We start from the raw sequence: 12,390 nt of genomic DNA on the forward strand, positions 1-12,390 counted from the left end.
CAGGCGACCCTGGGTAGGCGCAGCCGATGAGCGGGCCAGACGCAGACCTAGGCACCCGGTCAGACACCAGCCGCGCGGTGGCGTTCAGCGACGCCATCTTCGCCATCATCATCACGTTGCTGGTCCTGGACCTCCGGGTACCTGACGTTCCCCCTGGCCGCCTCCTGTCTGGCCTTTTGGAACAGTGGCCCTCGTACATCGCATATCTCGCGTCCTACTCCTATGTGGCCGTCGTCTGGCTCAACCACAAGGCGACGTTCAACCGCATCAAGCAGGCCGATCGCGGGCTTCACTGGGTGAACCTCTTTGTGCTGTTCAGCACGGCGCTGCTGCCGTTCCCGACCATCGTCGTGTCGGACGCGTTGCAGGAACACAACAACACGGACCAGCGGGTGGCCGTTACCTTCTACGCGTTGATCGGCGCAATGCTGTGCGCGGCGTGGCTGGCGTTCTTCCACTATCTGGCCCGGAACCCCGACCTGCTGAAGGAACAGGTCAAGGACGCCTTCTTTCGCGCCGAGCGGGTCCGTGCCCTCACCGGGGTCGTCCTGTACATCCTCGCGGGTGTGGTCGGCTACCTCGTCGCGCCGTTGATCGGCCTGGCCATCTTCCTCGTTCTGCCCGTCTTCTACGCCATCACCAGCGCCGGCCTGTACCAGTCGCCCGTGACCCGACGTATCACCCACGGTCCTTTGCCACCAACCTGAGGGCGGACGAGCCGCCGTTTCACCCCGACGGCGACGGGTACCCGCCGCAATCCGGTTCGAGAGGGGATCCGAGGTGAACTACAGCGAGTTCATTCAGTCTGTGGCAGCACGACCGAAGGTTCCGCCCGAGAAGGCCGAACCGATCACCCGCGCCACGCTTGAGACCGTGGCGAAACGGGTCACCGGTGGCCAGGCGAGGGACCTCGCCTCGCAACTCCCCGAAGAGCTACGCGGCCTGGTGTCCAGGCCCACCGAAGACCCGGAACGGTTCGGCCTCACCGAATTCTTGGAACGGGTGCAGTCCCGGGCAGGGGTGGATCGCCAGGTGGCCACCGACGGAGCGCGAGCGGTGCTGGATACCCTCCGTGAGGCCGCCAGCGCAAAGGAGTACGGGGACTTTGTCGACCAGTTGCCGCAGGAGTTCTGGCAGTTGACCGGGCCAGGCTCGGGACAGCTCCAGCCCCGCCGGATCGGCACCTAGCCCACACCTGCGGGCGAGGCCCGAGGAGTGCGGGATGGCCGAAACGGAGAGCCGGAAAACGCGCGCGGGGGTCACGATTGGCCGAGATTGGTGACCAGATTGACGGCGACGGCCAGGATGCCAGTTCCGAAGGTGTAGGAGAGCAGCGCATGCCCGAGCGCGATCCGGCGCACGCGGTTGCTTGTCGGTTCGTTCTCGCCCGGGGCGTAGGACATGCCGACCGTGAAGGCGACGTACGCGAAGTCGGCGTACGCCGGTGGATCTTCCTGCTTGAAGTCGATGCCGCCGTCGTGGCGGTAGTAGAGCCGGGCGTACTTCAATGCGAAGACCGTATTCACCAGTGCCCACGCCAGGACCACCGCGACGACGCTGAGAATCACCAGCGTGACAGCCTTGATGTCCTGCTGGTTCGAGGCGCGGATGAGCGCCTCGGCCACGGCGACGAGGCTGATGCCGGACGCGATCAGGATCGCCACATCGGTGGACCGGGACTGCTGTTCCGCCTCGGCAAGCTGCTCGGTACGACCTGGGCTCGCCGGCCAGCAGGCCCGCCACACCCAGACGAGGATCGTGCCCGCCGCGATCGTCCAGATCACCAGCGGCGTCAATTCCGGCACCCCGACCAGCGCGGTGGCGGTCCCTGCGACGACACCGACGGCTAACGACCACAGGGCACGCCTGACCGACAGCAGTCGTCCCCGCGCCGGTCGTCCCGATTGCTGCTCCATGCGTCAAGCGTTTCAGCTCATACGGATCATCTGGGGAATACCCGAAGCGATTACCGGATCAGGTTGTCGATATCCGGAATCGTGAGGGCTCACCGAAAGCGAACATGGCCATCACCCGCGAGGGCCCCCGGTCAGGTTTGGTACTGACTGCGGGTGCGGGGCAGCCACTGGGGATGATGGTCGCGCAGGTAGGCGACGAGTCCCTCGCGCAGGTCGCAGCGTAGGTCCCAGGCGCTGGCACCGTCGGCAGCCGAGGCTTGTAGGTCGACATGGATCTGGACTTTGCCGACGACCCGGGACTCGTTGCGGGTCCAGTTTTGAAACGGCCGTTCGGTGAAGTACGTGGTCGGCAGGATGAGCATCCGCTCGTCCCACAGCCGAATCACCACGTTTGTCAGCTTCACCTCCTCAACCCGGCCCCATTCGCCGTCGACCACCAGCACGTCGCCGACATGCAGACCGTCGGCGAAGGCGACCTGGACACCGGCGAACGCGTTGCCGAGCGCGGTTCGGGCGGACAGGCCGATCAATGCGCCAACCACTCCCGCCGACGTCAGCACGGAGACGCCGAAAAGGCGTACCGGCCGGAAGGTGATCAGGATCAGGCCGATCGCGACGATCGTGACCACGGCGACGGTGAGTCGCCGCACGGGACGGATCTGGGTGCGGGCTCGCCGGATCCGCCGGCTGGCGATTTCGTCGGCCGGTAGTCGGTGGAACACTATCGACTCGACGACGTGCAGTGCCCTGATTACCAACCACGCCCCGGATGCGACCAGGGCTATCGCGGCGGTGTGCCGCAGAGTACGTTGCCACCCGGCCGGCCCCGTCGGCAGCGCGTAGTACAGCGCCCCGGCCAGGAGGAACGCTGCCGCCGGGCGGCGGCAGGCTAGCCGCAGCGGCTCCAGCAGCCACTTGTAACGGCCGTGGGCCAAGCGGCGGACCAGCACGCCGAAGACCAGGTCCACAACCACCGCCGCAACCAGCGCAGCTACTACGATCAACGCGGTACGCATCAGAGGGTGTTCACCGTAATACCCGATGTCAGCTTCCCGCGGCTCCCTGCCCAGTCCACCGCCTCAGGGTGCCACCCTGTCCGGTGGTACGCGGCCAACATCGGCCAACTACCGGGGGCGTGCTCACCAACGCCGCTTTGGGCGGCGAGCAGGCCAAGGCCCTGGTGTACGTCGACGCGTACCTCCGGACGAGCACGAGCGGTATTGCGATCATGACGAGTCGTCGTTTGAGCGTGACCGGCTCACCGCACGGACATGCCGTCGCCGCTCCGGAGCTGACGCGAAGCGCCGGCCGCCGCCGCCCGGGCTGCCTCCGGGCTGGGGGCGGCCAGGGCCGCCTCGGCGATCTGGCGGCACTCGTCCAGGGTGTGCGCGGCCAGGGACTCGCGCACCGCCGGGATGCTGCGGGGCGCCATCGACAGGCTGGTGATGCCCAGGCCTGCCAAGACCACTGCGAAATCGGGATCCGCGGCGGCCTCTCCGCACACGCCAACTGGCTTGCCCGCCTCGACGCCGGCTGCCGCGCAGGAGGCGAGGAGCGCGATAAGCGCGGGCTGCCACGGGTCGAGCAGGTCAGCGAGGTCGCCGCACATGCGGTCAGCGGCGAACGTGTACTGGCTGAGGTCGTTGGTGCCGACGCTGAGGAAGTCCACGTGGCGCAGCACCTGGCTGGCGCGCAGGGCCGCGGCCGGCACCTCGATCATCACGCCGGCGGTCGGCAGGCCGTGCTCGCGGCAGGATTCGGTGAACGCGGCCGCCTCCGCCGCCGTGGCGACCATCGGTGCCATCACCCAGACGTCAGCGTCCGCCGCCGCAGCCGCCGTCGCGATCGCGGCCAGCTGCGTGGTGAGCACGGCGGGTGCCTGCCGCGCGACCCGCAGACCGCGGATGCCCAGCGCTGGGTTGGGTTCGTCGGCCAGACGCAGGAACGGCAGCGGCTTGTCGGCGCCGGCGTCGAGGGTGCGCACGACGATCTTGCGGCCGGGCAGCGCGGCGAAGACGTCGCGATACGCGGCGACCTGCTCTTCGTGCGGCGGCGGGTCGCTGCGGTCAAGGTAGAGCAGTTCGGTGCGGAACAGGCCGACGCCTTCAACCTCGCCGGTGAGGTCGCGGGCGGAGCCGATGTTGGCCAGTAGCGCGACGGGATGGCCGTCTGCGGTCCGCCCCGGGCCTTGGGAGCGGGCGCGACGTTCGATCTCCGCGAGTCGGTCCGCGTTGACAGTGGTCACCGTCTCGGCGGAGACGCCGGCCACCACGAGGCCGCTCGCACCGTCGAGAGTGGCAAGCGCGCCGTCGATCACGTCCAGGATGCCCGCGCAGCGGACCACGGCCGGGATACCGAGGGTCCGGGCCAGGATCGCGGTGTGGCTGGTCGGCCCGCCCTCGGCCGTGACCAGACCCAGCACCAGGCCCGGTTCGAGGCCTGCGGTGTCGGCGGGCGCCAGGTCGCGGGCGATGAGCAGGTACGGATGGCCCGGGTCCGGCACGCCCGGCATCGGTAGCCCCAGGCACGCGGCGACCAGGCGGTCCCGCAGGTCGTCCAGGTCGCTGACCCGCTCGGCGAGGTACCCGCCCGCCGCCTCGAAGGCGGCCCGATGCACGGCTAGCACGTCGGCTATCGCGTGCGGCGCGTCCACACCGCCGTCGATGGCGATGTCGGCCGCGTCGACGAGCGTCTCGTCCTGCGCCATCATCACCTGAGCGCGCAGGACCTCGGCTGCGGTCGCGTCCAGGGCGGTGTCGGCGCGACGGGTCAGGTCGGCGGCGACGGCGAGGGCGGCCGCGCGCACGGCTGCCTTCTCGGCCTCGGGATCAATGGTCTGCGCCAACGGCGGCAGGGCCGGAGGCGGGGCCAGCCGGTAGACCGGCCCCGCCGCACCACCGGGGCTGGCCCCGATCCCCCGAAGCTCACGCATCGGCGGCGTCCAGATCACGTTCGAGGAGGTCGGCCAGGGTGTCGACGGCGTCCTGCGCGCCGTCGCCGTCGGCCTCCAGGGTGACCTCGGTGCCCTTCTTGGCGCCGAGCGACAGCACGGCGAGCATGCTGCGGGCCGGCACGGGTTTCTTGTCGCCGGTGCGGATGGTGACAAGCATCGGCTGCTTCGCCGCCTCGGCGACGAACAGCGCCGCCGGGCGGGCGTGCAGCCCGCTGGCGGAGCCGACGAGGACTGTTCTGGTGGGCAACGCATCCCCCTACGGTTCGATCGTCACCTTGATCGCTTCGCCGCGCGCCACGATGCCGAAGGCGTCGAGGGCACGGTCGAGCGGCAGGCGGTGGGTGATGAGATCGGCGACAGGCACGGAGCCGTTGGCGATGAGTCGCAGCGCTTCCTTGTTGTGCTCCGGGCTGGAGCCGTTGGCACCGACGATCGTCAGTTCGCGGTAGTGCACGAGGTTGGAGTCCAGGGAGATGAGCGGCTTGTCCTTCGGCAGTCCGCCGAAGAAGCTGATCCGGCCCTGCCGCGCGGTCATCTGCACCGCCTGCTCCTGGGCCACGCCAGCGGCCGTTGCGGTGATGACGACGTCCGCGCCCCGGCCCTCGGTGAGCTTGAGCACCGCGTCGACGACGTCGGTCTCGGCGCCACAGATCGCCGCGTCCGGTCGCACCAGATTGGCGGCCAGGTCGAGGCGTTCGCGGTTGAGGTCGACGAGGAAGACACGGGCCGCGCCGCGCGCCCGCGCCAGACGGACGTGCAGGCAGCCGATCGGCCCGGAGCCCACGACGACCACGTCGTCGCCCTCCCCCACACCGGCGAGGTTCTGGCCGTTGAGGACGCAGGCGAGCGGCTCGGCGACGGACGCCTCGGCGAAGCTGAGTTCCTCGGGGATCCGGTTCAGCCCGTCGACGGCGAGGACGTTGTGCGGCACGATCGCGTACTCGGCGAACCCGCCGTCGAAGTGGTATCCCATCGACACCTGGTTCGGGCACACGGTCATCCGGCCGCGCCGGCACTCGGCGCACGTACCGCACGGGATGGCGGCGATGACCTGGACCCGGTCCCCCGGCCGCCAGCCCGTGACGTCGCCGCCGACTTCGGTGATCTCGCCGGCGATCTCGTGGCCCATGACCCGCGGCGGCGCGATGTGGTGGTGACCGAAGCGGGAGATCTTCACGTCGGTGCCGCAGGTGGAGCAGGCCCGGACGCGGATCTTCACGTCGGTGGGGCCGGGTGTGGGCTCGGACGCGTCCTCGATGCGGACGTCACCTGGCGCGTGGAATCGGACGACCTTCACAGTGGCTTCCCTTCGAGGATGGTGATCACGTCATCGGCGCTCGTCGACTCTCGGAGCCGCTGCGCCTGGTCCGGGTCCATCAGCACCGAGGCGAGCTGGGCCAGGATGTCCACGTGCCCGTCGCCGGCTGCGGCGATGGCGACGCAGACCCGCACGTCGAAGCCGTCCCAGTCGACTCCGTCCGGGAAGCGCAGCACCGCCAGGGCGTCGCGCTGGACCGACTCCTTGCTGTTCAGCGTGCCGTGCGGGATGGCGACGCCCTCCCCGATGTACGTCGAGACGCTCTGCTCGCGGGCGAGCATCGCGTCCACGTACGCCGGGGCGACCGCGCCGATCTCGACGAGCACGGCGCCGCAGCGGCGGATCGCCTCGTCCCGCGATCCGGCCCGCTCGTCGAGCCGGATCGCGTCTCGGGCCAGCAGATCAGCCACTCAGCTCACCACCGCGCTGCACCGCGTTCACCACCCGGGTGACGGCCGGATCGCCGATGAACACCTGGATCGGCACGATCACCGTGTCGGGCGCGCTGGCCCGGGCCCGCGCGGCGAGCCCCTGGTGGCAGATGACCACGTCCGCGTCCGCCGGGATCGAGTTGACCGGCGTGTGCTCGACGGTCACCGCGCTCTTCGCCAGTTGCCGCCGTAGCTGGCTGGCCAGCATCACACTGCTGCCCATGCCGGCGTCGCAGGCGACGATCACCTTCTTGATCTGAGTGCCGTTGATGATGGGCATGGTGGTCAGACCTCCTGCTTCGCCGGCTTGTTGGGGGCGTTGTCCGGGTCGACGACGGGCTGCCCGTCCGGGCGGACGACCCGCTCCTCGTTCGGGCGGACAACCGTCTCCTCGTCCGGGCCGACCGCGTCCGCGGGGGGCTCGCCGCGACCGAAGCCGAGCAGGGCCGAGGCGACCGCGAAGCTGACGGCGGCGGCGATCACGATGCCGAGGATGACCCCGAAGTAGTCGCCCTTGGGGGTGACCGCCAGGTAGGCGAAGATGCTGCCCGGCGAGGGGGTGGCGACCAGGCCGGCACCGGTGATCATGAAGGTGCCGACGCCGGCCGCGCCGCCGGCGATCACGGCGAGGATCAGCTTCGGCTTCATCAGCACGTACGGAAAGTAGATCTCGTGGATGCCGCCGAGGAACTGCACGATGATCGCGGCCGGGGTGCTGGGGCGCAGCGCGCGGGGGCCGAAGACCATGAAGGCGAGCAGCAGGCCGAGGCCGGGACCGGGGTTCGACTCGATCATGAACAGGATCGACTTGCCCTTGTCGGCCGCCTCGGCGATGCCCAGCGGGCCGAACACGCCATGGTTGATGGCGTTGTTGAGGAAGAGCACCTTGGCGGGTTCGACGAGCACCGAGGTCAGTGGCAGCAGATCCTTGTCGACGAGCCAGTCGACACCCGAGCCGGCCTGCTTGGTGAGCCACTCGACCACCGGGCCGATGCCGTAGACACCGCCGATGGCCATCGCGGCGCCGATGATGCCCGCGCTGAAGTTGTCGACGAGCATCTCGAAGCCGGGCCGGATCTTGTCCTCGACCAGGCCGTCGAAGAGCCTGAGGAGGTAGGCGGTGAGCGGGCCGATGATCATCGCGCCGAGGATCATCGGCACGTCCGCGCCGACGACGAGGCCCATGGTCGCCACCGCGCCCACGACGGCACCGCGCTGGCCGTGGACCAGCCGGCCGCCGGTGTAGCCGATGAGCACCGGCAGCAGGATGCTGATCATCGGGCCGACCAGTTCGGCCAGGGTCTTGTTGGGGATCCAGCCGGTCGGGATGAACAGTGCGGTGATCAGGCCCCAGGCGATGAACGCGCCGATGTTGGGCATGACCATCGCGGCCAGGTAACCGCCGAGGCGTTGCACTGTGGCTTTGAAGCCCTGGCCCTGCACCGCTGGTGTGTAGGAGGAGGAGGTCACGGGGGTATCTCCTTCTAGAAGGGGTGGTCCAGACGGCCGCGGGGGAAAGCTCGTCCGGCTAGGTGTGGATGGTGACGTCGTGGCGGGACAGGTCTGCGGGGCCGGGCATCCGGCTGCCGGGCAGTCGCACCGCGGCGGCGCCCCACGCCAGGCCCTCGGTGAGGGCTGCGGCACCCTGCGCGCCCGCGGCGAGGAACCCGGCGAGCAGGGCATCGCCGGCACCGACGGTGCTGCGGGGCCGGGCCACCGGACAGGAGCCGGTGCGGACCCCTTCGGCGTCGACAAGGACAGCGCCGTCGGCGCCGAGGCTGGCCACGACGGTGCCGGCGCCCCAGGCCCGCAGGCACTGGGCGGCCTCGACCACATCGTCGAGGCCCGCGAGCGGGGCACCGACCACGTCGGCCAGCTCCTCGCGGTTGGGCTTGAGCAGGGTCGCCCCGGCCAGGGCGGCCTCACGCAGGGCGGGACCGCTGGTGTCGACGGCGACCCTCCTGCCGGCGGCGCGCAGCGTGCGGCACAGCTCGGCGTACGCGTCGGCGGGCAGGCCGGGCGGAACGCTGCCGCACAGCACCACCCAGTCGGCACCGCCGGCCCGGTCGAGCACACGGTCGGTCACCTCGTCGAACTCGGCACGGCACATCGCCGGACCCGGCTCGTTGATCTTGGTGACCGTGCCGTCGGGCTCGGCCAGGGTGATGTTGGAACGGGTCCGTCCGGAGATCGGCACGGCGAGGACCTCCACGCCCTCCGCCTTGAGGAGGCGGATGAGCTGGTCGCCCTCGTCGCCGCCGGACGGCAGCACCGCGACCGACGGGACCCCGTTGGCCAGCAGGGCGCGGGACACGTTGACGCCCTTGCCGCCGGGGTCGAGGTGGGCCGCGGCGGCGCGGATGACCTCGCCCCGCCTGAGCGAGTCGACCTCGACGGCCCGGTCGAGGCTGGGGTTGAGGGTGACGGTGACGATCATGCGCGGACCACCCGGACACCCGCGGACTCCAGGTCGCCGACCAGGTCGGGGTCGGCCTGGCTGTCGGTGACGAGCAGGTCGACGTCGCCCAGATCAGCGAACCGGGCCAAATAGTCGTTGCCGAGCTTGGTGTGATCGGCGAGCAGCACCGTACGACGGGCGGCACGGACCATCGCCCGCTTCACCGCCGCCTCGGCCGGGTCGGGGGTGGTCAGCCCACGCTCGACCGAGATCCCGTTGGTCCCGACGAACGCGACGTCGACGTAGAGGTCCGCCAACGGGTACAGCGCCCAGTCGTCGACCGTCGCGAGCGTCTTGCCCCGGACGCGTCCGCCCAACAGCAGGACGTTGAGGTTGGCATGGGTGCCGAGGGTCGTCGCGATGACCGGCGAGTTGACCACGACTGTCAACTCCCTGTCGACAGGCAGCAACTGGGCCAGCCGGGCGGTGGTGGTGCCGGCGTCGAGGATGATCGCGCCCTCTTCCGGGACCTCCCTGAGGGCAAGCTTGGCGATGCGCTCCTTCTCCTCGATGAGCACGGCGTCGCGCGCCGCCAGTGCCGGCTCGAACCCGAGCCGCTCGACCGGGATCGCTCCACCGTGGACCCGGCGCAACACCCCGGCGCGCTCCAGGATGGTGAGGTCGCGGCGGATCGTCTCCGACGTCACGTTGAGCGCGTCGGCCAGACCGGCCACCTCGACCCGGCCCACCTCCCGGGCGATGCGAAGGATCTCCTGCTGTCGTTCTTCGGCGTACATGATGTTGTTTTACCGCCGTTTCGTTTTGCTTGCGTTTTGTTTACGCCCGGTTGTGGGGGAAGTCAAGAGACGTCCACAGAAAACCACACAACCGTTGGGGGCCGGCCGACCGCGCGGCCTCGGCCGGCGTCAGTGCCGCCGGCGACACCAGGGGACGTCCACCAGCCGAGACATCGCGCGGGAGATGGCGCCACGGGCGTGGTGGAATCCGCAGTCGCCCGACGCCGGGGCACTGGGCGCCGGCCTGGCTGTTCACCGCGCCCATCGCGGCGACCGGAGCGACCAGACACGCTCCGCCGGCCTCCGGTCGGCTGAGCTACGTGTCGGCTACCTCGATGAGCACGCGCGGCCGCACGACGCGATCGAGCGCCTCCTCGACGCGGGTGAGATCGGGGCCAGGCCCGACTCCCGGCCCGAGCGGCCGCGCATGACGCTTGTCGAGATCTCCCTGCGGAACGGTCGGCCACCGACGGGGCCGACACGCGTGGCGGTGCCGGCCCGGCACCGCCACGTCACGCATCTTCCCCGCGTGGCCTGCCGGTGGAGGAACCGGTCAGACCGGCTGCGGCCCTGCCTGGGCGGGCACGTCGGCGGCGACGAGATCGGTGAGCCCACGGACGGTCGGATCGAGGAAGAAGTCGCTGAGCGTCACGCGGACGTTGAGTTCGCGCTGGATCCGGACGGTGAGCCGGCCGGCGAGCAGCGAGTGGCCGCCCAGTGCGAAGAAGTCATCGTCGGGGCCCACCTCGGCGACATCGAGGACTGCGGCGAAGATCTCACTCACCCGCGCCTGCACGCGGCTTGGATCCGTTTCACTCACTGGTCTCTCCCCGGTCTGGAGTCGTGGCGTCCACAACGGATGGCCCATCGGCGGCGCTGACCGCCCAGGCCGGTCAGGAGTGCATCCCTCACGGCTGCCCGCCGGCCCAGGTGACGCGGTCGCGCAAAGGGGAACGACATCCCGCCGTCATGCCGTACCACCCGCGACGCCCGAGGGCAGCGGGTCGTCCTCGGTCGGCTCCGTCGGCGCGTTCGGCGCGGGCGGCGAATCCTGGCCGCGAGTGGCACGGAGCATCGGGACGACGAAGATGAGGACCACGACCACGAGGCCACCGCCCGCGATGAACAGCACCCAGCGCGGCGACACGGCGGTGGCGAGCGGGGCCCCGATCGCGTACGCCAGGGAACTGCCGCTGACCGAGGCCAGCGAGAGCAGGCCGCCCACCCGGCCGAGGAGTTCGGTGGGTACCGCCCGTTGCAGGACTGTGTACTCGCTTGTGTTCGCGACGGCGTTGCCCACACCAGCGACGGCCTGGGCGAGCGCCGCGGCGGCCAGCCACGGCGCGAAGCCGGTGAGGACGAGACCGACGCCTGTGGACAGCCAGCCGCCGAGCAGCAGCACCACCGGGGAGAAACGGGAGGTGGGCCGGGTGAGCCACAGGGAGCCCGCGACCATCGCCATACCGAAGGCGCCGGAGAGGATGCCGAAGCCGGCCGCTCCCCCGTCCAGGACATCGGTGGCGAGCAGCACCAGAGCGACGTTGTCCAGGGAGCCGAACAGGATGCCGAAGAACACCAGCAGACAGATCAGGCGGGCCGTGGGATTGGTCGCCACGTACCGGAAGCCGCCCCGCAGGTCCGCCAGGTAGCCGGTCGCCGCCGCGCCGTCGGCCGCCGCGCGCTGGACGGGCAGCCGCGGAGTGCGGAGCAGCAGCAGCACCGCGACGAACGCGCTTGCCGCGTTGACGCCGAGCGCACCGTACGGACTGACGGCAGCGGCGAGCAGGCCACCGATCAGTGCCCCCAGCGCGCCCTGGAGATTGAACGCCGTCCCGATCCAGGCGTTCGCGACCGGCAGGTCCGCCTCATCGACGAGGCGTGGCACGGCCGGCCGTCCGGCGGCATAGATCACGGTGGACGCGGCGGCCGAGGCAGCCACGAGCGCAACGATCACCGGCAATCCCGGTCGGAGCAGAACGATGGCCAGGAACGCGACACCCTGGACGAGCTCACACACGAGCATCAACCGGCGCAGCTCGAGCCGATCGGCGAGCGCTCCGGCCAACGGACTGAAGAACCGCGGCACGGTTTCGGCGAGCAGGACCAGCGCGACGGCCCCCGGTCCACCCACGTCGGTGGCCAGCAGCAACAACGCCACCATGGCCGCTCCGTCGCCCAGCAGCGACACCGCCCGCGCTGACCAGAACCACCGGAATGCGGCGTTGCGTCGTAGCAGGTCAAATGTCACCCGGCACCCCTTCGTTAACAGCAATGGCATTCTCTCCGCACGAGGATGCCTCAGGTCGGTCCCTGAAAAAAGGGTGCGAGATATGCGGATCGCACGAGAGGGCGGCACGGAACTGCGGCCCGCTTATCGAGTGACAGGGCCCAGACACGGGACAAGTTACCAGAACTGACCATGCGACGGGGGGCGCGCGGCCGCGGTCGGATCACCCCGTGCGACCGGTGCTCGGAGCCGCCGACCCGACCGGTGACGACACCTTGACCGGTCGGGCGCAGCGCTTACCAGAGGCCGGTTCGCTCGACACACCATGTGGACGACGTGCCGATGACCGT

General features: G+C 70.2%; 14 protein-coding genes. 2 read left to right on the forward strand and 12 right to left on the reverse strand.

Features of this window, described 5'->3' with window-relative positions; genetic code table 11:
• Positions 1–77 precede the first annotated feature (77 nt).
• The gene (locus tag ACFY1S_RS26055) at positions 78–707 is read left to right on the forward strand and encodes a TMEM175 family protein (protein ID WP_387123055.1); all 630 of its coding nucleotides are present in this window, start codon (positions 78–80) and stop codon (positions 705–707) included.
• Between the two features lie 73 nt (positions 708–780).
• A complete protein-coding gene (locus ACFY1S_RS26060; protein ID WP_387123057.1) occupies positions 781–1,188 on the forward strand; it encodes a DUF2267 domain-containing protein in 408 nt (135 codons plus the stop codon).
• Between the two features lie 71 nt (positions 1,189–1,259).
• Here the strand turns inward: ACFY1S_RS26060 and ACFY1S_RS26065 are convergent, their stop codons facing one another.
• The 12 genes from ACFY1S_RS26065 to ACFY1S_RS26120 all read right to left on the reverse strand — a co-directional run bounded on the left by ACFY1S_RS26065 (position 1,260) and on the right by ACFY1S_RS26120 (position 12,061).
• On the reverse strand, positions 1,260–1,796 hold the full coding sequence (locus ACFY1S_RS26065; RefSeq protein WP_387123059.1) for a DUF1345 domain-containing protein: 537 nt from the start codon (positions 1,794–1,796) through the stop codon (positions 1,260–1,262).
• A gap of 251 nt (positions 1,797–2,047) precedes the next feature.
• Positions 2,048–2,932, reverse strand: coding sequence for a mechanosensitive ion channel family protein (locus tag ACFY1S_RS26070; RefSeq protein ID WP_387123061.1), 885 nt, complete (start codon positions 2,930–2,932; stop codon positions 2,048–2,050).
• Positions 2,933–3,174: 242 nt separating this feature from the next.
• Positions 3,175–4,848, reverse strand: coding sequence for a phosphoenolpyruvate--protein phosphotransferase (gene ptsP, locus ACFY1S_RS26075; protein ID WP_387123063.1), 1,674 nt, complete (start codon positions 4,846–4,848; stop codon positions 3,175–3,177).
• Positions 4,841–5,116, reverse strand: coding sequence for an HPr family phosphocarrier protein (locus ACFY1S_RS26080; RefSeq protein ID WP_222957770.1), 276 nt, complete (start codon positions 5,114–5,116; stop codon positions 4,841–4,843). Before ACFY1S_RS26080 ends, ptsP begins: the two co-directional genes overlap by 8 nt.
• A gap of 9 nt (positions 5,117–5,125) precedes the next feature.
• Positions 5,126–6,166 carry a zinc-dependent dehydrogenase gene (locus ACFY1S_RS26085; protein WP_387123065.1) on the reverse strand — a complete coding sequence of 347 codons (1,041 nt, stop codon included), beginning with the start codon at positions 6,164–6,166 and terminating at the stop codon, positions 5,126–5,128.
• Positions 6,163–6,597 (reverse strand): PTS sugar transporter subunit IIA, encoded by a 435-nt coding sequence (locus tag ACFY1S_RS26090; protein ID WP_357983593.1) that lies wholly within the window; start codon positions 6,595–6,597, stop codon positions 6,163–6,165. Before ACFY1S_RS26090 ends, ACFY1S_RS26085 begins: the two co-directional genes overlap by 4 nt.
• Entirely contained in the window at positions 6,590–6,898 is a 309-nt protein-coding gene (locus ACFY1S_RS26095; RefSeq protein ID WP_364362934.1) for a PTS lactose transporter subunit IIB, read from the reverse strand. Before ACFY1S_RS26095 ends, ACFY1S_RS26090 begins: the two co-directional genes overlap by 8 nt.
• Positions 6,899–6,903: 5 nt before the next feature.
• The gene (gene mtlA / locus ACFY1S_RS26100) at positions 6,904–8,088 is read right to left on the reverse strand and encodes a mannitol-specific PTS transporter subunit IIC (protein ID WP_387123068.1); all 1,185 of its coding nucleotides are present in this window, start codon (positions 8,086–8,088) and stop codon (positions 6,904–6,906) included.
• A gap of 58 nt (positions 8,089–8,146) precedes the next feature.
• The gene (gene pfkB, locus ACFY1S_RS26105) at positions 8,147–9,055 is read right to left on the reverse strand and encodes a 1-phosphofructokinase (RefSeq protein ID WP_387123070.1); all 909 of its coding nucleotides are present in this window, start codon (positions 9,053–9,055) and stop codon (positions 8,147–8,149) included.
• Positions 9,052–9,813 carry a DeoR/GlpR family DNA-binding transcription regulator gene (locus ACFY1S_RS26110; protein WP_387123072.1) on the reverse strand — a complete coding sequence of 254 codons (762 nt, stop codon included), beginning with the start codon at positions 9,811–9,813 and terminating at the stop codon, positions 9,052–9,054. Before ACFY1S_RS26110 ends, pfkB begins: the two co-directional genes overlap by 4 nt.
• Before the next feature lie 553 nt (positions 9,814–10,366).
• Positions 10,367–10,597, reverse strand: coding sequence for a phosphopantetheine-binding protein (locus ACFY1S_RS26115; RefSeq protein ID WP_387123074.1), 231 nt, complete (start codon positions 10,595–10,597; stop codon positions 10,367–10,369).
• 183 nt (positions 10,598–10,780) lie between these two features.
• Positions 10,781–12,061: an MFS transporter gene (locus ACFY1S_RS26120; protein WP_387123076.1), complete on the reverse strand. Its 1,281-nt coding sequence runs from the start codon at positions 12,059–12,061 to the stop codon at positions 10,781–10,783.
• Between the last annotated feature and the right edge of the window lie 329 nt (positions 12,062–12,390).

The sequence above is a fragment of the Micromonospora sp. NPDC000663 genome (genome assembly GCF_042898105.1).
GTDB lineage: Bacteria > Actinomycetota > Actinomycetes > Mycobacteriales > Micromonosporaceae > Micromonospora.

Excerpts from the sequence above, each read along its gene's own strand:
- pfkB (WP_387123070.1), bottom strand. The coding sequence starts at position 9,055 with ATGATCGTCACCGTCACCCTCAACCCCAGCCTCGACCGGGCCGTCGAG.
- ptsP (WP_387123063.1), bottom strand. The coding sequence starts at position 4,848 with ATGCGTGAGCTTCGGGGGATCGGGGCCAGCCCCGGTGGTGCGGCGGGG.
- ACFY1S_RS26070 (WP_387123061.1), bottom strand. The coding sequence starts at position 2,932 with ATGCGTACCGCGTTGATCGTAGTAGCTGCGCTGGTTGCGGCGGTGGTT.
- ACFY1S_RS26095 (WP_364362934.1), bottom strand. The coding sequence starts at position 6,898 with ATGCCCATCATCAACGGCACTCAGATCAAGAAGGTGATCGTCGCCTGC.
- ACFY1S_RS26110 (WP_387123072.1), bottom strand. The coding sequence starts at position 9,813 with ATGTACGCCGAAGAACGACAGCAGGAGATCCTTCGCATCGCCCGGGAG.